The organism is Alteromonas sp. W364 (assembly GCF_031846205.1).
GTDB classification, from domain to species: Bacteria; Pseudomonadota; Gammaproteobacteria; order Enterobacterales; family Alteromonadaceae; genus Glaciecola; species Glaciecola blandensis.
On the sequence record NZ_JAVRID010000013.1, the window covers coordinates 29,940 to 53,648 of the forward strand.

General features: G+C 42.4%; 17 protein-coding genes. 8 read left to right on the forward strand and 9 right to left on the reverse strand.

Features of this window, described 5'->3' with window-relative positions; all coding sequences use genetic code 11:
- Window positions 1-116 precede the first annotated feature (116 nt).
- Window positions 117-530: an MAPEG family protein gene (locus RM556_RS16630; protein WP_311362336.1), complete on the reverse strand. Its 414-nt coding sequence runs from the start codon at window positions 528-530 to the stop codon at window positions 117-119.
- Between the two features lie 207 nt (window positions 531-737).
- Between RM556_RS16630 and RM556_RS16635 the strand changes: the two genes are divergently transcribed.
- Complete coding sequence (locus RM556_RS16635) at window positions 738-2,807, forward strand: M13-type metalloendopeptidase (RefSeq protein ID WP_311375146.1); 2,070 nt, start codon at window positions 738-740, stop codon at window positions 2,805-2,807.
- A 101-nt stretch (window positions 2,808-2,908) separates the two neighbouring features.
- Here the strand turns inward: RM556_RS16635 and RM556_RS16640 are convergent, their stop codons facing one another.
- Complete coding sequence (locus RM556_RS16640) at window positions 2,909-4,813, reverse strand: diguanylate cyclase (protein ID WP_311375147.1); 1,905 nt, start codon at window positions 4,811-4,813, stop codon at window positions 2,909-2,911.
- A 223-nt stretch (window positions 4,814-5,036) separates the two neighbouring features.
- Here RM556_RS16640 and RM556_RS16645 point away from each other — a divergent pair, with 223 nt between their 5' ends.
- A complete protein-coding gene (locus RM556_RS16645) occupies window positions 5,037-5,408 on the forward strand; it encodes a VOC family protein (RefSeq protein ID WP_311375148.1) in 372 nt (123 codons plus the stop codon).
- Window positions 5,409-5,461: 53 nt separating this feature from the next.
- Here the strand turns inward: RM556_RS16645 and dbpA are convergent, their stop codons facing one another.
- From dbpA to RM556_RS16665, 4 genes are all read right to left on the reverse strand, one after another.
- On the reverse strand, window positions 5,462-6,862 hold the full coding sequence (gene dbpA, locus RM556_RS16650) for an ATP-dependent RNA helicase DbpA (protein WP_311375149.1): 1,401 nt from the start codon (window positions 6,860-6,862) through the stop codon (window positions 5,462-5,464).
- Window positions 6,859-7,893: a dihydroorotase gene (pyrC, locus tag RM556_RS16655; protein WP_311375150.1), complete on the reverse strand. Its 1,035-nt coding sequence runs from the start codon at window positions 7,891-7,893 to the stop codon at window positions 6,859-6,861. Before pyrC ends, dbpA begins: the two co-directional genes overlap by 4 nt.
- A gap of 79 nt (window positions 7,894-7,972) precedes the next feature.
- On the reverse strand, window positions 7,973-8,887 hold the full coding sequence (locus RM556_RS16660) for a hypothetical protein (RefSeq protein ID WP_311362330.1): 915 nt from the start codon (window positions 8,885-8,887) through the stop codon (window positions 7,973-7,975).
- Window positions 8,888-9,080: 193 nt separating this feature from the next.
- Window positions 9,081-11,078: a sulfotransferase gene (locus RM556_RS16665; RefSeq protein ID WP_311375151.1), complete on the reverse strand. Its 1,998-nt coding sequence runs from the start codon at window positions 11,076-11,078 to the stop codon at window positions 9,081-9,083.
- A 144-nt stretch (window positions 11,079-11,222) separates the two neighbouring features.
- Between RM556_RS16665 and RM556_RS16670 the strand changes: the two genes are divergently transcribed.
- On the forward strand, window positions 11,223-12,968 hold the full coding sequence (locus RM556_RS16670; protein ID WP_311375152.1) for a lysophospholipid acyltransferase family protein: 1,746 nt from the start codon (window positions 11,223-11,225) through the stop codon (window positions 12,966-12,968).
- 5 nt (window positions 12,969-12,973) lie between these two features.
- On the opposite strand, the gene RM556_RS16675 is transcribed toward RM556_RS16670, so the two are convergent.
- A complete protein-coding gene (locus RM556_RS16675; RefSeq protein WP_311362327.1) occupies window positions 12,974-13,537 on the reverse strand; it encodes a PhnA domain-containing protein in 564 nt (187 codons plus the stop codon).
- Window positions 13,538-13,617: 80 nt separating this feature from the next.
- Complete coding sequence (locus RM556_RS16680; RefSeq protein WP_311362326.1) at window positions 13,618-14,124, reverse strand: DinB family protein; 507 nt, start codon at window positions 14,122-14,124, stop codon at window positions 13,618-13,620.
- A 463-nt stretch (window positions 14,125-14,587) separates the two neighbouring features.
- Between RM556_RS16680 and RM556_RS16685 the strand changes: the two genes are divergently transcribed.
- The 4 genes from RM556_RS16685 (at window position 14,588) to RM556_RS16700 (ending at window position 21,776) form a co-directional block, all read left to right on the forward strand.
- The gene (locus RM556_RS16685) at window positions 14,588-15,559 is read left to right on the forward strand and encodes an aldo/keto reductase (RefSeq protein ID WP_311375153.1); all 972 of its coding nucleotides are present in this window, start codon (window positions 14,588-14,590) and stop codon (window positions 15,557-15,559) included.
- Window positions 15,560-15,627: 68 nt separating this feature from the next.
- Window positions 15,628-17,715 (forward strand): alpha-amylase family glycosyl hydrolase, encoded by a 2,088-nt coding sequence (locus tag RM556_RS16690; RefSeq protein ID WP_311375154.1) that lies wholly within the window; start codon window positions 15,628-15,630, stop codon window positions 17,713-17,715.
- 217 nt (window positions 17,716-17,932) lie between these two features.
- Window positions 17,933-19,330, forward strand: a complete 1,398-nt coding sequence (locus RM556_RS16695) for a Xaa-Pro aminopeptidase (protein ID WP_311375155.1) — start codon at window positions 17,933-17,935, stop codon at window positions 19,328-19,330.
- A gap of 238 nt (window positions 19,331-19,568) precedes the next feature.
- A complete protein-coding gene (locus tag RM556_RS16700; RefSeq protein WP_311375156.1) occupies window positions 19,569-21,776 on the forward strand; it encodes a fasciclin domain-containing protein in 2,208 nt (735 codons plus the stop codon).
- A gap of 278 nt (window positions 21,777-22,054) precedes the next feature.
- On the opposite strand, the gene folE is transcribed toward RM556_RS16700, so the two are convergent.
- On the reverse strand, window positions 22,055-22,741 hold the full coding sequence (gene folE, locus RM556_RS16705) for a GTP cyclohydrolase I FolE (protein ID WP_311362321.1): 687 nt from the start codon (window positions 22,739-22,741) through the stop codon (window positions 22,055-22,057).
- Window positions 22,742-22,943: 202 nt separating this feature from the next.
- Here folE and folM point away from each other — a divergent pair, with 202 nt between their 5' ends.
- Entirely contained in the window at window positions 22,944-23,663 is a 720-nt protein-coding gene (folM, locus tag RM556_RS16710; RefSeq protein ID WP_311375157.1) for a dihydromonapterin reductase, read from the forward strand.
- Window positions 23,664-23,709 lie beyond the last annotated feature (46 nt).

The window sequence follows — 23,709 nt, forward strand, 5'->3', positions numbered from 1 at the left end:
CTCTTTTTATTAGCTTGGTAATTTTAGGTACTTGCATTGAGTGAACAATGATAACAGGCAATTGTGACGTGATCTTGAAAATGTGGCATCAAATGACACCACATTCTTTGTTTTTGCTAGAGGAATTTTTGAAGTAATTTAAAGACCCAGTATATGACAATACCAAATTGCACTAAGAAAAAGACAAAGCGAACTTGAATGGCCACATTTGACGTCGACACTAAGTGCACTAAAGCTTGCAATACACGAGCAAGTAACAGGACATAGGCCAAACCATTGGTAATGGCCGTTGAGTCGGTCGCAATCGCGAGAATCAGTGTGCCACCAATAAAACTAAAACACTCTACTGCATTAGCATGAACCCGAGTTAAGCGTTGTCCGAGCTCTGGTACATCACTACCATCCGCTTGAAATTTTAAACCTTTCTTTTTACCGCTGAAAGTAATAGCACTACGATACCCTGCCAGCATGAGTAGCAGTATGAGTATGATGGAAATATACCCTAAAAGAGTAATAATTGTTTCGTTCATAAATATCCTATTTTATTATTTTTAGTGTCACTTTTTTGAGTAAAAAAACCGCCGTATTGACACCTATGCTAATGCATACTCTGTTTGATAGACAGATTAATGTTACAAGTTATTTCATTTTGTCCATTGTAGTTGATTCTTTTTCAAGAGCGGATAAGGTGTTGTATTACCGAAATTCGAGTTATCAATATCAACACAGGAAGACACATGAAACATTTAAGCAAAGCACTCTTAGCAATGAGTGTTGCAGTCGCACTGGGTGCTTGTACGCCGGCTCAACAAGCAAATACTGAAAGTACAGTGCCAGCAGCCGAGCAAGCTGTGGCCTTAAAATCAGGCATTATCACTGAAAATATGGACTTGAGCGTAAAACCAGGTGATGACTTCTATCGTTACGTGAACGGTTCATGGTTAAAAACGATAGAAATTCCTGCTGATAAAGCATCTTACGGCAGTTTTGCTATCTTGGCAGACGAAGCACAAGAAGATGTAAAGGCAATTATCGATACAGCTTCACAAGGCGACTTCGCGGTAGGCTCAGACGAGCAGAAAGTCGGCGATATGTATAGCTCTTACATGGATATTGATAACCGAAACGCAATGGGAGTGTCTCCACTTAGCCCAGAGCTTGCCAAAATTGCGGCAATTTCAAACTATAACGATTTAGTGGAATATTTTGCCTATGCCATTAAATATGGCTATGGCACCCCCGTCAGCTTCTTCCAATATGCTGACTTCAAGTCACCAAACGAATATGCACTTTATGCGTGGCAAGCTGGCATTGGCCTTCCGGATCGAGAGTACTACTTCAAAGAAGATGAAGATGGGAAGAAGATATTAGCCGCCTACAAAGCGCATATCGAAAAAATGTTTGGCTTGGCTGGTATTGAAAACGGTGCCGAAAATGCGGAAATGTTGCTTGCTTTAGAAACGCAAATTGCTGGCCAGCACATGAAAAAAGAACAGTCGAGAAACTGGGCAGAGAACTACAGCAAATTGAGTATGGACGAGTTAAAAGCACTAATGCCTAATTTTAATTGGGACGCTTTCGTTGCAGCGAGTGGTTTTGATATGCCAGACAGCATGATCATTATGCAAAACGATTTTTTAGCTGGCATTGATACGATTATTACTGAAACTTCTATAGAAGACTGGAAGACCTTTCTTCAGTGGGGCTTAATCAACGCTTCAGCTGGTTCATTAAGCATGGACTTGGACAAGGCAAATTTTGAGTTTTACAGCACCATATTGTACGGCGTAGAAGAACAGCGACCTATGTGGCGTCGAGCGACAGGTCTACTGAATAGCACCTTAGGTGAAGTGATTGGTAAGGTGTATGTGAAAAAGCACTTCCCACCTGAAGCAAAACAACGCATGCAAGTGATGGTTGATAACCTCATTAAAGCATATGAAGTTAGCATCAATGAATTAGATTGGATGACTGATGAAACACGTAAACAAGCACTAGATAAGCTGTCTAAGTTCACCGTGAAGATTGGCTATCCAGATGAATGGAAAGACTATTCTGCCCTACAGGTTTCAGATAAAGACTTATTTGGTAACTTACGGAAGGCATCTGAAGTCACTTATGCGGAAGAATTGGCAAAACAAGGTAAGCCAGTTGATAAAACTGAATGGGGAATGACACCCCAAACAGTAAACGCTTACTACAATCCAACGGCTAATGAGATTGTCTTCCCAGCTGCAATATTACAGCCGCCGTTCTTCGACTTAAATGCTGAAGATGCTGTCAATTATGGTGGCATTGGTGCCGTTATTGGCCATGAAATAGGTCACGGCTTTGATGACTCTGGCAGCACTTTCGATGGAGACGGCGTGCTTCGTAATTGGTGGACAGATGCAGATCGTGAGGAATTTAAACAGCGTACTGGCAAATTAGTAGAGCAATATAACGCGTTTGAGCCTTTAGAAGGCGTCTTCGTTAATGGCGAGTTTACACTGGGTGAAAACATCGGTGACTTAGGCGGAATTAGTATTGCATTGAAAGCATACGAAATGTCGCTACAGGGTGAAGAGTCACCTGTACTAGATGGCTTTACCGGTGAACAGCGTGTGTTCTTAGGTTTCGGTCAAGTTTGGGCTGGAAAGTATCGAGATGAAGCACTGAAAAGCCAAATCAATACCGACCCGCACTCACCAGGACAATATAGAGCCAATGGCTCTGTGCGTAATGTACCTGAGTTCTATACTGCCTTCGATGTTAAGGAAAGTGATGCACTTTACCTTCCACCTGAAGAGCGTGTGAAAATTTGGTAAGACGCTAATTGATCAAAAAAGCCAGCATCGACTTTCTTATCGTTGCTGGCTTTTTTTTCATCTTTACCTATTTGTAATTTGCTACAAATACCTCTAAAAACTTATGCTTGTTCACTCCACTCAACCGCGCGATCTCTTCCTTCACTTTTTGCTAAATACAAACTTTGGTCGGCACGTTTAATTAACGATTCCATATTATCGTCGAGAGCAGCGTCATATTTTGCTAGGCCCATTGAAAAGGTAAATTGATGCGTACTCGGCACACCTTCAATTTCGTGTTCATTTAGAAAATGGCGAAGGCGCTCAAAAACGTCAAAAACTTTACCAAACTCTATATCGTCAAAAACGATTAACCATTCTTCACCACCATAGCGACCAAAACTATCTTGCTTTCGTAGCACCTGATTACAGGTGTCTGAAAATGCCTGTAGCGCTTTATCACCCGCCGCATGTCCATATTTGTCGTTGAGCTGCTTAAAGTTATCAAAATCAATGAGGCCAACGATTAATTCAGTACTTCCTTGTTCAGCTTGTTCAAATTTCAGCGATAAACTGTCTAAGACAGCGCGTCTATTCGGAGAGCCCGTTAAATAATCCTTCAGTGCTAAGGCTTTAAATAAGTCTCGGTTTTTCACTTGCTTAAACAGTAAAAAACCAACGACGAGTAGGAGCATTAAAACCAGTATACTGATTAATAACAAGGTTTTGGTTTGCTCTTGTTTAGTCTGTATTTCAAGGTTTTTAAGTTGGTTCTCGCTCAGTAGCATTTGATTTTGTTCGTCTGTTAATTCGCTATCGAACTGAATCCGATACTTTTCAATGTCACGCTGTCGGTCAAGATAAAACGCATTTTTTAAATTATCATAGTTATTACTTATCACCTCAAAAGCCAGCTTAAACTCGCCTTTTGCAGCGTGAATATCAGCCAAGGTAAGAAAATACTCATCACGATCAGATGCTTCTTGAAGCTTGTCTAAGAAAGGCTCACTCTTTCGCAAGCTTTCAAGCGCTTTATCAAACTTGCCTTGTCCAAGGTATGAAGCCGCCAAACCAACATGAATATCAAATTGGTTTAACAAACTGCCTGTTTCGGCGAATAAATCTACAACTTGATTATAACCATCAATCGCAAATTGCCACTGACCTAGTTCTTTGTGGGCATCAGCTTGACGTTTAACTGCCCAGGCAATACCAATTTCATCATTGATTTTTTTACTGATTGACTTTGCAAGTGACAAGGAGTGAATCGTGAGCTCATATTCGCCCTGTTGAAAGTGAGTATTCCCTATGTTGTATAACACGACAGATTTCAAAAATTGATCGCCTGCAGCATTGGTTGCTTTCAAGGCTTCGCTAAAATACGCCATCGCTTTTGTTGGATTGCCGATGTCAGTATTGACATTACCTAGAGCTAGCTTCACAAAGGCCTTATCTGAATCATTGTTAGTTTCCGCATAAGCTTGATAAGCGAAGCGATAGTTCTTAATCGCATCGGCATACTCTGCAATCATATACTGGCTTTCTGCCACTGCTACGAATACATCACCTTTTATGCTTGGTTTTGTTATTTCAATAACATCTTCAAGTAACTTTTGTCGCAATACCTTCACACTTTTAAAGTTTCCAAGTGCTGCGTCAATTCGTATCTGGCTCATGTCTAAGCGCAAGTGAACTTCAGGGTCTTCAAACGATTTTGCTGCTTCGTAAAGGGGCTTGAGTTTACGGTTTGCTTCATTGGTATTGTCGAGACTAACTTCTAGTTCAACATCCAATATTGACGCAAGAAGCTCAGCGTATTCCCAATTTTTAGTGATACTCTTAGCCTTCAATTGAGCGACACTTGAACGTTTTTCGATAGGTGTTTGAGTCGTATCCTCAGCTAAGGCACGTAGCTCAGAAATTAAGTCATCTGGGGTATTGTATTTGGCGTCTTGTCCTTTTACTTCGAACCCGCCAAATACAGCAATGGCAAGGGCCAAGTAAAAACTACGTCTCAAGAAGTGCATAAATACCTTTTCATTAAAGCCCCGCTGCTTACGTTGTATACTATTACTTTCAAAGGCAACGCGCTATAAGCTTTAGACATTTCGTCCTTTTAAATTTAAATAAGAGAAAGCCTATATTGGCCAAATCGTGTTATTCCGTGACTTAAATTAACTTGTAAGGCAGATTGTGCTTCATTGTGAAATTGAGCTAAGCTTAAGAATAATTATTCAATGGGGACGCAAAATGGCTAAAATCACAGGTTTAGGCGGTGTGTTTTATGTTGTAAAGGATCCAGCAAAAACTCGACAATGGTACAAAGAGAAGCTGGGTATAGATGGAGAGTATGGACCACAACTAAACTGGTCTGAAGAAACAGGCGATAAGCCCTACTCGTTAATCAGTCATTTTGAAAAGCATGACTATATTCAGCCTGGAAAATCAGATTTTATGATCAATCTGCGCGTGGATGATCTCGATGGTTTTCTCGCAGAGTTGAAAAACAAAGACGTGGCTATATTAGATTCGGTGGACGAGGGCTACGGCAAGTTTGCTTGGCTACTAGACCCTGACGGCATTAAGATAGAGTTATGGCAGCAGGTTCAAGCGCCTAATTGAATATTAGCAAAGACTTAGCGCGTTAGTTAGCGCGCTAAGTCTTTATCAAAACGCTACAGTTTTCTGGCCTTGAAACGTTTGCCTTTGATCCGACGTTCACGGAACTGCGCCAACGCTCTTTTGACGCTTCTTTCTTTAATCGCAATATAAGCGTGACGAGCGCTGATCGAAATCTTACCGATATCAGCCCCGGGTATTTCAGCTTCTTTAGTCAACGCCCCAAGTATATCGCCAGGTCTCAGCTTATCCCTTTTTCCGCCATCTACCGCAATACAAACATACTCTGGTTGCTTGATACGATTTGCATGAAAACGAACGGTCTGAATGTTTAATTTCTTAATCGTCGCATCTGTTTTTGCTGCAATCTCATCTAACTTATCTTCTTCAGCTTGGTCGATTAAGGTAATTGCTAAGCCTTTTTCTTCAGCTCGACCCGTACGCCCGATACGGTGGGTATGTGTATCAATATCTTCGCTAACACGATGGTTGATGACAAGATCGACGCGCTCAATATCTAAGCCACGCGCGGCAACGTCAGTGGCGACTAACACACTGACTGTTTTATTTGAGAATCGCGCCAACACTTGGCTTCTTTCTGATTGCTCCAAATCACCATGCAGACCAAGTGCTTTAAACCCCATTTGATAAAGTTCGTCACTTAGTTCTTTAGTTTCGCGTCTGGTACGACAAAAAACGATCGTCGATTCGATCTGATGATGCGTTAGCAGCGCTGCAACAGCTTGTGTTCTATGTTCGCTATTAATGCGATAAGCTTGTTGCTCAATTGTAGGCGCTTGCTGCTTATCTTCTTCTACTTTAATAATTTTTGCATCGCGCTGATACTGCTTAGTAATACTTTGTATCTGTTCGGGGTAAGTTGCTGAAAAAAGCAAAGTTTGACGTGTTGCTGCTAGTGCCGTTTGAGATAAGTTGTGCATGACGACTTTCATTTCATCTTCAAATCCCATATCGAGCATCCGATCGGCTTCGTCAAGTACAAAGGTGTTCACTTTTTTCAAACTCAAGGTGCGCTTGCCAATATGGTCCATGATTCTACCTGGCGTACCGACCACCACATTCGCACCATAACGTAAGCTTACAATCTGCGGACCCATTGGCATACCGCCAACTAAGCTAACGACTTTTAAATTCGACATACGCTTGGCTAATAAACGAATCTGCTCTGCCACTTGCTCGGCTAATTCACGAGTTGGACACATGATCAGCGCCTGAGGGTTTTTCGCATTGACCTCAATCTTGCTGAGTAATCCGAGGGCGAAAGCCAAAGTTTTACCGCTCCCTGTTTTTGCTTGTACTGCGATATCTTTGCCAGCAAGTACGTCCGGTAGACAAGCCGCTTGAGTCTCAGTCATTTGTGTATAGTTTGCGCTTTCAAGCGCTTCGTTTAACTCGGTAATCAAACCAAGTTTGGCAAAGCTTAATTCATTGCTCATGCGAGTTTCCATTGCAGTGTTTCACCAGCAAAGAAAGGGACTATGTCATCACCTGTTGGTAATACGATATTGTCTGGAACATCCCAACTTTGCTTGTGCAGGGTAATTGTCCCCTCATTTCTAGGTAAACCGTAAAAATCCGGCCCGTAGTGACTCGCGAAACCTTCTAGTTTATCGATAGCGTTTAAATCTTCGAAGACTTGTGCATAAAGTTCAATTGCGCTCCAGGCGCTGTAACAACCTGCACAACCACAAGCATTTTCTTTTTTGTGTTTTTCATGCGGCGCTGAGTCTGTGCCCAAGAAAAACTTCTTAGAACCCGATGCAACAACAGCTCTAAGAGCCTCTTGGTGCGTATTTCGCTTTAGTACTGGCAGACAATAGTTGTGTGGCCTTACTCCACCAACAAGCAAATCGTTTCTGTTCAATAACAAATGCTGAGGAGTAATCGTTGCTGCGACATTCTCCGATGATTCAAGCACAAAGTCAGCCGCGTCTTTGGTTGTGATGTGCTCGAACACGACTTTCAATCCCGGAAAGTCTTTTACGATATCGCGCAAATAGGTATCAATGAAGGCTTTTTCACGGTCGAATATATCAATGTGGGATTCTGTCACCTCGCCGTGGATGAGTAATAACATGCCCACTTCTTGCATCGCTTCAAACACAGGATATAAAGCTTTGATACCTTTTACCGCAGCATCTGAATTGGTTGTTGCGCCTGCAGGATAAAGCTTTGATGCCACAATACCCGCCGCTTTCGCCTCTTTAATTTCCTCACTGGTCGTATGGTTAGTGAGAAACAGTGTGACCAGTGGCTCAAAGTCAACACCTTGAGGTACGCAGGCCATGATCCGTTGCTTATAATCTAAGGCCATTTTCGTCGTCGTGACAGGCGGAACTAAGTTGGGCATAACAATGGCGCGTTTAAAACAACGAGCAGTGGCTGGCACTGTTTCTTGCAACATATCGCCATCGCGGAAATGTAAATGCCAATCATCAGGAGTTTGAATTGTAAGGGTTGCCGTCATGCCAGTCTCACCATGCTGTAGAAGAGGAAAAATCAATGGCGCATATTATGCCCTAAAATGACCTTGAACGGGTAAAAAACTACCTTTCAATTCCCTTTAATGACTGCACAGGCAGTAAGCTTACTTTGGCAATGAACAGAGGTGTGTCCTCTTTGCAATAAGCAACACATTCTTGAATCACTTTTTTCTTCTGACTCGATTCAGGACCAAACTCTTTTGCATCCTCTGAAATATCAGGACCAACAAGGATGTTCACGGCATCATTACTGCGCAAAGCCGCTAATTGTTTTTTATCGATACACATCTTTTGTGTCGCGTAAATCATAGGATTAGAAATCAAGTCGATATCTTCGAACGCCGCACGCTCTAGCAAAGCTGATGAGATGAGCCCTAAAGGGTACATTTCTGGAAAGTCGACTTTATCGGCAAATTCATCAATGAAGAGGTTTTGTTCTGCTCCCGCACTGGCGAGAAAATTCTTTGCGTTCCCAAGGATCATGTATTTTCTTTTTAAAAAATAATCCGTCCCTGGTACTAAATCTCTATCTGGCAGGTCATTCAGCATGTGCATAGGAGGCAAGCCCGCAGGTAGCGCTAAGGTCATTTGATTACCATCACGCTTAAAGCCCACTATCGCGGGTTTCTTATTTGCTTTCAATACGAGTCTGCGAGAATAAATGCTTGGTCCATCGTTGTGACTCCATTTTCCTGACTTTACCGATAGGGCTACTTCATCATCAGGGCGAACGCACGAAGCAAAGTTGAAGTCGTAAGCGCTATAGCGAAAGTGTTCAGTATCCACTTCATCGGCATCTTGAGTGGCCAGTAAACGAAACTGGTACTCAATGTAACAGCCGAGTTGAAAACCAAGGGAAATAGGCCCCTCAAATGGATTGTCGCGCAACCAATGCCAGCGATTTTTATCATGAAACAAATTAAAATCATCTGTCGAATTGCGCGCAATATCAATATGCACTTGAGACATGGTTAACATATATTTTCTATTTTCCTCAGCACGGTGAGTAACAATTTAACGAACATCACAGGCCGCACAAAAGCGCAGCTCGTATGTCGATATACACCTTTATCGGCGAATGTCGCTTAAGCCTTATTATCGCGGAGAAATCACTCAATAGCGTATTTTTATCAATACCCTATTAGTCGGAAACTAGAATACTAGCGTTGATTTATGTGGCTTCAAGTAATTGATAAGCATCAAAAACGGGTTTAAGTTGCTGCTCATAGCGTTTCCAGTAACCGAGCTTGTGGGTATTAATCGGCCGACGTACTTGTGTTTCACTGAAGGTAAAACTGGCGACAACCTCTTGATGGAACTGAAGGTATTTTTCATCCCAATGGAGTTCACAAAAAGAAAACAGCTTCGCAAATTGTGATTCCGGGGCTGTAACAAGTTCATCGTAATAAACGTCAATCACCTGCTCTGGGAAGCGTCTACTCCACTCGTCCATCAAGGTATTGGCAGTGTATATGGCGTGTGCGATGTCAGCTAAACGACAAGCATACGCATGATGCACATTGAAAAACTGGGAATAAATTGATAGTGCTAGGTCACCTAAATTTCGGCGCATCTGAACAACTTTACAGTTGGGAAATGCGCTCAAGATAGCTCCCACATAACGGAAGTTGTGAGGCATTTTATCAACCAAATTCAGCTGCTTATCAGATATTTGATTCAACTCTCGGTATTGTGAATCGATGCTTGCTTGCATGTTTTTCAGATCTGTAACAACTTGCTCAGTTGATGTTTGCGTGTTCGGGTATAAGAGCTTATTTTCAAATAGATTGGCAACAGCGTTGCTTTCTCCGACACTTTGAAAATTAGCTTGTTGAGATAAAACACGATTCACCAAGGTAGTACCTGAGCGAGGCATGCCAACAATAAAATAATGTGCTGGCGACTCCTTCGACTTAAGCGCATTTTCACCTATACGGCTCCCGCTACTTACATAGGGGAAGGAACGCAAACGCTGATACTGCGCCTCAATCACCTGTGGCTGATAGCCTTTTTTATGTATCGTTAAGTGTTGGTTCTGTAATTCATTAGCAATAGCATATGTATCGAACGCATCTTGGTAGCGCTCTAGCTTTTCATAAGCCTTAGCAAGGGTAAATAGGTTGTGTTGGCGATCGTATGAATAGACTTTTTCGACCTCTATTTTTTGCTGTTGGAGAAGTTCTTCCCCAATTAACGCGGGCAAATGAGCAATACACTCAGCATTGTCCTTCTCGCTACCGAGATCTTGTTTTACTTGCCATGCAAACTCTGCTTCAGGTTTAATACCTAGCGCCGCCTCCGCAGCTACTAGCGCACCCGCCTTATCATTTTCAATACGACATACCTTACACTCTAATTCAAAGCGCTGAATCGATTGGTCACCGAGTAAAATGGCTTTGTTTAGCTCTTGTCTCGCCTGTGTAGATTGATGCGTAAGTAAATATAGGTCAGCAAATTTAATATGTATTTGTGCGTTATTTGGTACCAATTGACTGAGCGTTGTATAAGCTTCGACAGCCTTCTGGAAACGTTGCATCTTCAACAGACAAATCGCATGCTGGCTTAAAACGTTCGGCTCCTTGGGAAAGTGTTTAACTAAGGTCTCACTATGCGCTAAAGCGGCTGGCCATTGTTCTAGCTTCATAAAAGCTGAAATTTGATTGAGTTTTGCTTGTGCAGACAAGCTTGAAAAATTCTTGAGCAATTCGATGACTTGCTGATGTTCGCCCAAACGAGAAGCTATTGCAGCAAGTTGCTCTTTCATTCTCTGGTCATTTGGTACAAGTGAACATACCTTGGAAAGTCGCTTCTTTGCCTCTTTATCTTGCTTTGCGTTGACCAAACAAACAAGCGCGTTGAAATTAATATCGAAAGCCTCTGGCTCTAAGAGGAGAGCTTCTGAAAAAGACTGAATAGCAAGATCAAAGCGCTTGGTTTGATTATATAGCGTGGCAATACCAAACAAGGCTGACGCTATATTTGAAGGCTCCTGTTGGCTTTTAGCCTGTGCTAAAGCGGCTTGATAGTTTAGCTCTGCTTGTTGCAAGTCACCTTGTTGATGAAGCTTCTCCGCTTGACTCAGTATTGCTGCAGTGTTCATGTTGCCCAGATTGTTGTTTTGCCTTGCATAGATGATACCCCAAGCCGAAATATAAATGTATTCGCTCAATCGATTATCTGCTTTGAATAGCGTGTACACTGCTATTTATTACGTAGCAAAATGAAAGAAAAACCGCTAATCTTGGTCTTTTAGAGACAAGTCAACAGACTCAAACCTATTTTACATATTTAGACCTTGGTAAAGAATATCTTCATGCAGCATTCGATCAGTATCCGTAACATCATGCCCAACCCTAGCCCCGCCAAAAAAGCCTTAATTTGGGCATTGGATCGAATACTTGGGGTAAAAAAAATGAATGCCCTATATCAACAACATAAAATGCAGGGTTTAAGCAAGGAGTCGTTCTCTGATCGCTTAATTGAGTTACTTGAATTGGATATACAAGGAATTGACGCGCTGCAGAGCAACATTCCTAAATCGGGTCCTGTGGTGATTGCTAGCAATCACCCTTTCGGAGGAATAGAGGGGGTGATATTGGCCCGTTTGATTGGTGAAGTTCGCCCTGACCTCAAAGTCCTTGCAAATAAAGGCTTAGGCATTTTCAAAGAACTGTCAGACTACTTTATTTTTACAAATCCACTATCGCCCAATGATCCCAAAAACGGCCCTTCTTTACGCCAATGTATGAAGCACGTAAACGCACAAGGTGCACTGCTTATCTTTCCCGCTGGCAAAGTGTCTTATTATCAAAAAGCAAAAGCAGGTATTAGCGAGCACACTTGGAATAAACTAGTAGGAAGACTCGTGAGCATTGATCAATGTCAGTACGTTCCTGTTTTTGTGAATGGCTTTAATAGCCCAGCGTTTTATCGTATTGAGAAGCTTTACTTCAAATTACGTATGCTTTTTTTAGGAAGAGAGTTACTGAACAAAACTGGGGCAACGATTCAGATTTCTTGCGGCAATGCGATTAAAGAAAAACAAATCTCTCGAGACCTGAATTACGAGCAGAAAGCAAAACTTTGCCGAGCATTGAGTTACGCACAAGACAATAGATGGCGCTATGAATGGCCAGCAGATAAAATAACCGAACAGCTACCTATTATTGAAGAAATAGATAAACATCAATTGCTGACAGAGCTTCAAGCCTTGCCTTCAGACCAATTACTCCTCACCAACAAAGGTTACTCTGTTTACTATGGTTATCAATCACAACTCCCTCTAATCGTTCAGGAAATTGCTCGCTTACGTGAAATAGTGTTTCGCATGCATAATGAGGGTAGTGGCCAGCCACTTGATACCGACCACTACGATGCAACCTACACACATTTATTTATCATTGATAATGAACAACAGAAAATTGTCGGTGCTTATCGTATGGGGCTGAGTGACAAGCTCATGGAGAAGGACGGTATAGCAGGTTTGTATTTACATAAGATGTTCAAGTTCAAATCTAGCTTTGCTAATCAACAAGGTCCATGTATGGAAATGGGACGCTCATTTTTGATCCCCGAGATGCAAGGTTCATATCAAGGCTTACTCTTGCTCTGGAAAGGAATTGGCCGATTCGCCGCAAAATTTCCACAATACCGCACATTGTATGGAACGGTCTCTATCAGTAAGCTTTTCGATCCGCGAAGCGTAAAGCTGATAGAGCAGGCCTATATTGACAATGAAAGTGCATCTCAGGTGAGCGCGCACAATCAATTTGAATTTGACAGTCATGTCGAAATTGATGAACTTGCTGAAGAAATTGAGCTTCGAGATCAACTCACCAGCTTTTTAAGTAGCATTGAAAGTGATGGAAAAGATGTGCCGGTGCTCGCCAGACAATACTTAAAAATGGGTGGCAAGTTTCATGCTTTAGGTATCGATACCAGCTTCAATCATACGCCAGGGTTACTGCTAAGTGTTCACTTCCCGAGTGCGCCTGAAAAATTATTGAAGTTATATGTGGGTGAGGAGTACGAAGCTTATCGAGATTGGCAAGCTTCGTAGTTCGCTTAGTTCTTTTTCGTGTAGGCCGCAATAATCACAATCCGCTGCCCATTTACTTTGCCTTCAATATGCAGAGGGTTGTCACTCAAACCAATATTACGCACTGGTGTGCCGCGCTTAGCGGTAAAGTTAGCACCTTTAACGTCAAGGTCTTTGATAATGGTTACCGAATCACCGGCCGATAAAGCAACACCGTTAACATCTAGAGTTGGCTCTTGATCATCTGCCACACCAGCATCGGCCCAAGCTTTGGTGTCTTCCTCTAAATAAATCATATCAAGCGCATCTTGCGCCCATGTTTCAGAATTACATTTATGCAGCATCCGATACGCAAGCACTTGCACAGCAGGTACTGTTGACCACATCGCATCATTGAGACAACGCCAGTGGGTATAATCTAAGTCTTCGCTTGCTGTGATTTGTGACAAACAATGTCCACATACAAGCACTGCGCAGTTGGCTGTTTCATCAGGAGAATGTGGCAATGGATATACAGAAAGGTCACTAGTGCTGGCACATAGCTCGCACTTTTCATTGCTTCGAGCATGTAAGGTTGTTTCGATGGACATAATGTAGTTAGAGCAGTCATTGTGAATTTGCGCGCATAATAACACGCAAACACACAAAAATAATGTGGATTTATATTTGTTTATGCACTTTGATTTAAATGCGTAATTGTTGCAGGAGCATATCCAAAGAACTCAGGAAGCTCTTTACCCTGCATATTGCGAATAATACGAATCAGAGCATAGTGATGAATGGCATGACTTGCGACAAAAACCAGTTCGCGCTCTAAAGTGGATTCGCACGTCGTTGACTTTGTATGACTGATATCAATCTCGGTTGTCACTTTGACTTTGCGATTTAATAATGTGTGACTGCAGGTATCGGCTAACCATGTACTGATTTCTTCTAGTCTCGCGATCGCTTTCTGCGGAAACTGCTCAACCTCACCATGACGATTTCGTTTGTTGTAGTTAATTTCACCGCTGTCAGCGGCATCAACAATCGCTAGAAAATGGTCAACAATATGTCGAATGTGAGCACCGATACTACTCGAGAAATGAGGCTTCAGAGAGGCTTGATAATCAGTGAGACTAATGTCATCCAGTAAACTGATTGCTTGCTCTACTACATCGACGTAACTGTTTGACATGTTTACCCTTATCGTTTTTCTTTTTCGTTTGTTACCGTGCTAACACTTCTTCAGAATACTAGAGCTACAAACAATCAATGTTCGATATACTAGTGGTGTTTCACATTTATCGCAAATACGAGGTCTTAACCAGCTCTCATTGTAGACCTTAGGTTACTATAAATTATTTCATTTTTATTATAATTCGCGCAAAAACAGCGAAAAGCTGAATTATTATTGCGTAAAATCAAGATAACTAGCATATAACAGCTGCATTCACTGATCTTTAATTTTTTCATAACGAAATTATCACGTTACCGTCACACTACTAAATAAGACAGATACCTTGTACTTGAGTACTAAATCTTTACACTTGTCGGTCTTATTTCAGCTTTGCTGCCTAGCATTCGCTACGCATACGTATTCATTCTAAGATACGCTGAATTCCTGTTACATTTATTTAACGAAATACTGAGAGCGAACAATGACCGAATTACCTATTCACGATTATTACCCTCAAGCCAGTCAACTTGTCTACGGTTGCATGAATTTGGGTGGCGGTTGGAACAACAATAGTGTGAGCGACAGCGATATTAAGGAAGCGACGGCGATCGTTGAAACGTGCCTGGCACACAAAATTAACGTCTTCGATCTAGCTGATATCTATACTTTTGGAAAATCGGAAGAAGTTTTCGGACAAGTTCTGAAGTCGATGCCATCACTACGTAAGCAAATGATCTTACAAACCAAAGTTGGTATTAAGCTCACGCCAACACACGAAGTTAAACAATATGATCTGTCACCAGAATGGATTACGAAAGCCTTAAACAACAGTTTGAAACGCTTACAGAGCGAAAATGTCGATATTCTATTCTTACACCGCCCCGACCCACTTATGGATCTGGACGATACTGCAGAAGCACTCAACAAATTACACAAACAAGGTAAGTTTAGTCATCTTGCTGTATCGAATATGCATGCCGCACAAATTGCATGGTTACAATCGGCGACGACAGTACCCATTATTGCAAACCAATTGCAGATGAGCTTAGAACATGCTGATTTTGTCGAAGAAACAATTACCACGAATATGAAAGAGGGCTGCAGCAGCGGCTTTCCACGGGGTACGCTGGAGTTTTGTGAACAGCAAAATATGCAATTGCAAGCATGGGGTTCCCTCGCTCAAGGGAAATACTCCGGTAATAGCAGTGACTCACCGACCGAGGCTGAATTGGCAACAAGCAAGCTAGTCAGTCAGCTAGCCAATCGCTACTCAAGTAATGCTAATGCCATCGTTTTAGCATGGCTAATGAAGCACCCGGTAAATATCCAACCAGTCATAGGCACCACTAACACTGATAGGATTATTGAATGCACGAAAGCCGGTAAGGTCAATCTGAGTCGAGAAGACTGGTATCTGCTATTCGAAAAAGCCCGAGGACACGAAATTCCCTAGGCGAGTTTACCCTAGGTAAAAATGTGCTCCCTTGATTAACTAAAAGAACCATAAAAACGAGACAGATTATGAAAAATTCGCACACGCTTTGGTCAAACAGTCTTCGCCCTCTCTTGGGTAAAGCCTTGCTCGTTAGCTCAATTGTAATGGGCTTGAGTGCTTGTGGTGTAGCTAAAAATGAAATGCCTGATAGTGGCAAAACGGCTGAAGAAGAAAACACGGCAACTGCAGCATATCTCACGCGGGATATTCGTGACGATATTTTCTATTTTGTGATGCCAGATCGTTTCCATAATGGTAATCCAGACAATGATCAAGGTGATCCGACTCGCCCAATTTCATACGGCGGTTTCGATAATACTTCCAAGTGGGCTTTCAACGGCGGAGACATGCGCGGCGTTGAAGCTAAACTAGACTACATACAAGACATGGGCGTAACGGCAATATGGATGACGCCCTTATTGCGTAACAAAGCGGTTCAAAGTGATGGTTTTGGCCATCATGGTTATTGGGTAATTGACTTTACCGAAATTGATCCGCATTTTGGCACGAACGAAGATCTACGCAGCTTGATCGATGCCGCACATGAGCGCGGAATCAAAGTCTTTTTCGATATTATCACCAATCATACTGCCGACGTAATTAAATACAAGGAATGCCACAACGAAGACGGCACATTTATTAGTGGTGAACCTGGCTGCAAATATAAGTCAAAAGCAGACGTTGCTGCGGGCGATACCTACACGCCGTTTATATTAGACCAAGAGAAAGGCGTTAAAGTACCTCAGTGGTTAAACGATCCGAAATATTATAACAATCAAGGGGATAGTTTCTGGCAAGGCGAAAGCGCAGTGCATGGCGATTTTGTTGGTTTAGATGATCTTGACACAGCCAACCCAGAAGTCGTTTCTGGGATGACGGAAATATTCAAAAACATCATTACTGAATTTAAACCCGATGGTTTTCGTATTGATACAGTAAAACATGTCGACCTTAGTTTCTGGCAATCCTTTGGGCCAGCAATTGTGGCACATGCAAAATCATCCGGTATTCCAAACTTTCACATTTTTGGCGAAGTCTATGATGGAAACCCGGCAGTATTGAGTAAATTCACGACAGCAGGAAAGCTGCCTAGCGTGCTTGATTTTAGTTTTCATTTTAATGTGAAAGACGCGCTCTTCCATAACAAAGATGTGAATCGTATCGGTCAATTGTTTGATAATGATGACTATTATCGTGATGCAGACTCTTCACCTGATTTGTTAATGAATTTCTTAGGAAACCATGACGCTGGTCGTGTGGGTCTCTTTATTAATCAAGGTTTTGCGGATGCTAGCAAGGCCGAGAAGTTACAACGCTCGGTATTAGGTCATGCATTTATGTATATGTCCCGAGGTATTCCAGTCGTATATTATGGCGATGAACAAGGTTTTACAGGTGACGGAGGAGACGTAGATGCACGAGAAAATATGGACCCGTCATTCGTGGCAGAGTACAACGACAACGTGCTCATTGGCACATCGAGAACCACTGCCGATGATAATTTCGATCAGAAACATCCAATTTATCAATCACTTAAAAACTTCGCTAAAGTAAGAAGTGAGCATCAAGCATTACGCACCGGTATTCACCAAAATCGTTTGATTGATAACAAAAATCGTATCGTCGCTTTCTCTCGCATCGATAAACAAGAAATGCGTGAATACTTAGCTATTTTCAATATGGATACAGAAACTCGAAAGGTTGCTTTAAACGTCGATTCACTTTCATATTCTAGCGTACTTGGTAATAACGCTAAGGTGAATCAAGGCTCACTTACAACCACCATAGAGCCTCTCAGCTTCGTTTTGTTAAAGGCCGATCAAGTACACAAAGGTAGCGAAATTTTTGATGTAAAAATGAGTGAAAAATATACTGACAATGAGCGCGTATTTTTGCCAGTGAATTTGAGCTTTGGTTCGCAACAAGCTTTACAGGTAGCTGATGTGTCATTCTATGCTGTGGATGAAAGCGGCGCTGAAACGTTCCTATCAAACGATGATACGTCGCCTTATCGCGCAGTGTTGCTCCCAGAGCAATTAGAGGGTGTTACACAATTGAAAGTGATTGTGAAAGACAGTAGCGAAAACGAAATGAGTAAAACCTTCAAACTATAGGTCTGACAAATGAACTTGGGTTTACTGAACGGTAAACCCTGTTTCTAAAGCTAGCTGCAGATAATTGTTATACGAAATAACGTGCTCTCCGTATTGCAAAAGCGCTTCATAAAATCAATGACACCCAAATCTACAGCATGCCGAACCGCGCCATGTCTTGATTTTTTTCTACACATGCGTGACTCTATGGTGCTCTCCATTTAAAGGGATATTGTTAATGCTGAATGTATATAATGCTAGGGTTTCATTACTACTAGGGATGTTAATAGCTTCCTTCGCTTTTGCCGAAATCACACACGCTAATACCTCTGCCACCCACAAGGAAGTTGAAGTGCAGAGTCCTTATGAGCTGATCATGCCAATGCGAGAACGCGCTGAGACTATCGATAAATTATTAAATGATAAGCTCAATAATACCTTACCCTCCTTAATGCGACGTGAGGGTATCGATATGTGGCTGCTCATTTCACGTGAATACAATGAAGATCCAGTATTAAAAACAATGTTACCTTCTACTTGGTTGTCTGCTCGTAGACGCACCATATTACTGATTGTTGATCCGGGTGAAGGGAAGGATTTAGAGCGCTATGCTGTTGCTCGTTATCAAGTTGACACCTTGTTTAAAAAGGCCTGGGATAAAGAAGCCGAACCAGATCAATGGCAGCGTCTTGTCGACCTTATTAAGCAAATCAATCCTAAGAAAATCGGTATCAATAAGTCAGAACATTTTGCCCTTGCAGACGGCATCACTGCAACTGAATATCTTGCGTTTATGGAGAAGCTCGGAGAAAAATACCGTGAACGCGTTGTGTCTGCCGAAATGTTAAGCTTGGCTTGGCTCGAAACACGCACACAACTTGAAATGGAACTGTATCCGACTATTGTGAGCATTGGACATCAGATTATAAAAGAAGCCTACACCAGTGGTTTTATTAAACCCGGCGAAACAACAACAGAAGATATTATTTGGTGGCTCAGAGACAAAAGCCGTTCATTGGCCCTTACAAATTGGTTTCACCCTAGCGTAAGTATTCAGCGAGCAAACCCAGAAAAGTTCAATCATATTCAAGCATTCAGTAAGCGCGCTGCCCCTCAGGTTGTGCAAAAAGGCGATTTGTTACATATGGACTTTGGTATCACCTACTTGCGCTTAAATACGGATCAACAACAACATGCCTATGTGTTAAATGATGGCGAAACTGATGCGCCTGATTATTTGAAAAAAGCATTAGCCAATGGGAATCGCCTACAAGATATATTTACCTCATTATTTGAACTGGATAAAACAGGTAATGCCGTTCTGAAGGAAGCGCGTGCGCAAGCTATTTCAGAGGGAATCAAGCCATCAATTTACACTCATCCTTTGGGTTATCATGGCCATGCCGCGGGAACAACTTTAGGCATGTGGGACTCGCAGGGTGGGGTTCCCATTCAAGGCGATTACCCATTGCACGCCCACACAGCCTATTCCATTGAGTTGAACGCCGCTACATTCGTCGAGGAATGGGGTAAAGAAATCCGGATCATGCTCGAGGAAAATGCTTACTTTGATGGCGAAAGAGTAGAATATATGGATGGTAGGCAGACTCAATTTCACTTAGTCGAAGCACAATAGCTGAACTTCAATCTCAACCTTTCCCAATTAGGTATGAACAGAAACACCTAAAACCAAGCGGTATTCCAGCTATATTACCAAAGGTTAAAAAAATGTAATGATTCTGTAGACCTTTAAAATAAAGGCTTACAGGCTAGATACAAAACTCACCTTCATTTTGCAGTTCAATATCCTGATCTGCCATTTTTACCGCAGCGTAATCTTATTGTTATCAAAAACAATCAAGGAAATGTTAACCATGAAGCTCATAACAAAAATAGTGTCTGTGACATTTGCAATGTTTCTATTGCAAGCATGTAATGATGATGATCCTGCACCTCAACCAATTCCTCCAGTTGAATCAGCAAATACAATTGCTGATATAGCGAAAGAGAACACTGGCTTGACTACCTTAGTTGCAGCGTTGGAAGCGACTGGCTTAGACGAAACATTAGCGGACCCTGCAGGTTCGTTTACTGTTTTTGCACCGACCAACGCAGCATTTAGCGCACTCGGCCAAGATACCATCGACGCATTGTTAAACGACACTGACACCCTAACGTCAATCTTAACTTACCACGTATTAGCGGGCGAAGTAGATGCCGCAGCCGCTATCGCTGCAGCTGGCACAACCGTTGAGACAGTAAACGGCGCTAGCATAGCAATTACTCTGCTTGGCGACAGCTTGCTGATCAATGGCGTAACGGTAACACTAGCTGATGTTCAAGCATCAAACGGCGTCATCCACATCTTAGATGCAGTTTTATCAGAACCAGCTGAGCGTGGAATGCCAAGTGCAAATATCGTTGAAACAGCGGTGGCTGCAGGTGATTTCACTATACTAGCAGATTTACTCACTTCAACTGGCTTGGTAGACGTGCTGACAAATGCAGACGAAGAGTTTACAGTGTTTGCGCCAACAGACGCTGCATTCGAGAGTTTGGGTGAGAACGTCTTAACATCCTTAAGTGAAAACCCTGAAGTCCTAGAGGCAATTTTACTCCAGCATGTCGTCGTTGGTTCAACTGTCGATTCACTTACCGCATACACCTTAGCAGGAAACGATGTAGAAACAGCCTCTGGTGCTGAAATCCCACTAAGTATTAACACAAATAATGATCGTCTCACATTTGGCGGTGCTAATGTTGTCGCTGCAGATGTATATGCAACGAATGGCGTTATCCATGTAATTGATATGGTTGTCGTTGCTGACGTTGTTGTACCACCTGCGGGCGAGAATATCGTTGAAGTCGCAGCTGATAACGCAAACTTCTCTACCCTTGTTGCAGCTTTACAAGCAACTGGTTTGGACGCTGTATTAGCGGATGAAAGTGGTGTGCAGTTTACTGTTTTCGCGCCAACTGACGCGGCATTCGCACAGCTTGGTCAAGATACTATCGACGCGTTACTTGCAGATCCTGAAACATTAGAAAATATTTTGCTGTACCACGTAATTGCAGGCAGTGCAGTCTTGCAAGATGCAGCAGTAACAGTAGCACAATCTGGCGACAACATTGTGACGATGGCGAATGAGCAAGGCGCTGCACTTAGCTTCCCAGACTCAACCCTTTACGTAAATAGCTCAGCAGTATCATCGACTGACGTTATCGCTAATAATGGTGTTATTCATGTGCTTGACCAAGTCATTTTACCACCAGAAATGCGCGGCGAGCCTACGCTAAATATTGTTGAGACAGCATTGGCAGACGATAATTTCTCAACACTAGTAACAGCCCTACAGGCGGCTGATCTTGTAGATACCTTAGCAAACGAAGATGCTACGTTCACCGTGTTTGCACCAACAAATGCAGCCTTTGATAAAATCGAAGACGCTGCGCTAGATGGCCTGCTGATGAATGTTGATGCGCTAACAGGTGTACTACTGCAACATGTTGTAGCAGATGCTGAAATCACTGCAGTACAAGCATATGCGGCAAATGGCGCAAGTGTGGATACGGTTTCAGGTAATGATGTAAGCGTAAACCTAGTTAACTTCACACAATCTGTGAACGACGACAATGCGGAAGTTGCTTATGATGCAGTAAACCAAATGTTGGTGGGCGGTGATGGCTCAGCAAACCCAGGCTTAACATTATATGTATTCAACAATGATTTAGGGTCTGCTAGCAGCAACTGTAATGATGCGTGTGCTACCAACTGGCCACCTGTGTTGGTTACTGACGATGCAGTAAGCGGTGTACCTGGTTTAAGCACGATTGAACGTGCCGATGGCGGAATGCAAGCAGCATATCAAGGGCGCCCATTGTACTTCTTCGCTAGCGATACTGAAGCGGGTGATATGAATGGTGACGGCGCTGGCAATGTTTGGTTTAAAGTTAGTCAGGCACCTGTTGCTCTTCAAATCCAAGGTTCTAACGTAACCACCACCGATATCTACACAACTAACGGTGTCATTCATGTTATCGACACAGTGATTACAGAGATGCTTGAGCCAGCAGCAATGTAAATCCTAAAAGCTCGTTAAGAAGACCTCCACTCATGAGTGGGGGTCTTTTTGTTTCAGCCCTTATTTATTTTGAATAAAACAGTTTAGTTAGCGCATTGTGGACGGGCTCGGTTATGAACAGGCTTAGCAGTCATTGTTCGTTTTTATGCTTGAGTATTGATGAAGCTAAAAAGGGCAAGAGTCGCGGTAGAACCTAAGAAGGGATGATGTAAAAAACTTAAAAAAAAACGTGGCAGTTGAACACTACCACGTTTCTTTGGATTGTTAATCACTAGAACCTAAAGCTGAAAAAATTCTCTACGCAACTCAGGGTTGTTGTTGAACGCACCGCCTAGTGAACTCGTTCTGGTGAATGAGTTACTGTCGCGGATACCGCGAGCTTTCACACAGTAATGCGTAGCGTTAATACTTACCGCAACGTCTTCGGTTCCCGTGAGTGCCTGTAACGCAACCATGACTTGTTGTGTCAAACGCTCTTGCACTTGCGGGCGCTGAGCAAAGAAGCCAACTAAACGGTTTATTTTAGATAGACCTATCACGGTGTCCTTGGGAATATAAGAGACCGTCGCTGTACCATCAATCGTCACGAAGTGATGCTCGCAAGTGCTAGTCAAGCTGATATCAGTCACCTGGACAGGTTGGTCGATGCTCATCTTGTTTTCAATTTGCGTTATTTTTGGGAACGCGCGGTAGTCTAAACCTGAAAAAATTTCATTAACGTACATTTTCGCGATGCGTTTTGGTGTATCTTGCAAGCTATCATCTTGCAGATCTAAGCCCAAGGTTTCCATCACCTCACGCATTGCGTTTTGTATCTTGGTTCGCTTTTCTTCATTGCTTAATCCGTTTTCCACCATAGGGGTTTCTAGGCCCTTAGCTTCCAATGCACGTCTGACAATAGCCGCTTCTGCAGAAATCGAAGGCTCTGCTGCTTCGCGGATTTTTATAGCTTCTTTTGCTAACATTTGGTCTTCCGGTGAATATTTATAAAGTGGTATACGGTATGATCTGATGAATTGGTTTACTAAAAAATGACAATTTGTTCATATAGGCAACAATTCTTCCAATTATGGTCTAAATAAAACCGACACCACGTACAAGGTCGTACTATGATAATCATAGTACGAAACAGCAAGCCTCTAAATACGATAAGGAAACTCTCGCTTCATGACTTCTCCCATTCTCATTACCGGTGGCGCTCAACGCCTAGGATTAGCCATCGCAAAGGACTTATTACGTCAACATCATAAAGTGATTATAACATATAGAACGAAAAAGCCCTCAGTAGATGAATTAAAAGGCTTAGGTGCTCTGGCCATTCAAGCCAATTTTTCAACTCAAGATGGCATAGACAGCTTTATAGAAGCAATAAAAAAAGAAACAACATCCCTCAGGTGCATAGTCCATAATGCGTCTGATTGGGACCAAGAATCAGATACGCAGGATTACAACCAACTATTTGGTAAAATGATGCAAGTTCACGCTAACACGCCTTATCAGATCAACCTTGCCTTGCAAGGTTTGTTGCAAAAACACGCGACACAATCCGAGGCTTTTGGCGATATCATCCATATGACTGACTATGTGCAGTTAAAGGGAAGTAAGAAACATATCGCCTATGCGGCAAGTAAGGCTGCCTTACATAACCTCACTCTGTCATTTAGTGCCTTGCTGGCGCCGCAGATAAAAGTCAACAGCATTGCCCCTGCCCTTGTTATGTTCAACGACCATGACTCAGAGGAATACCGCGCACGCGCTTTGAAAAAGTCACTATTGGAAACCTGCCCCGGCGCAGAAGAGGCAGTCAAAGCAGTGAACTTTTTATTGAACAGCAACTATATAACCGGACAGACAATTCATCTCGATGGTGGACGCCACTTAAAATAGGCCCATTCGTCAGTTTTCATTTTGCTATTTTGATTTATAAACAAAG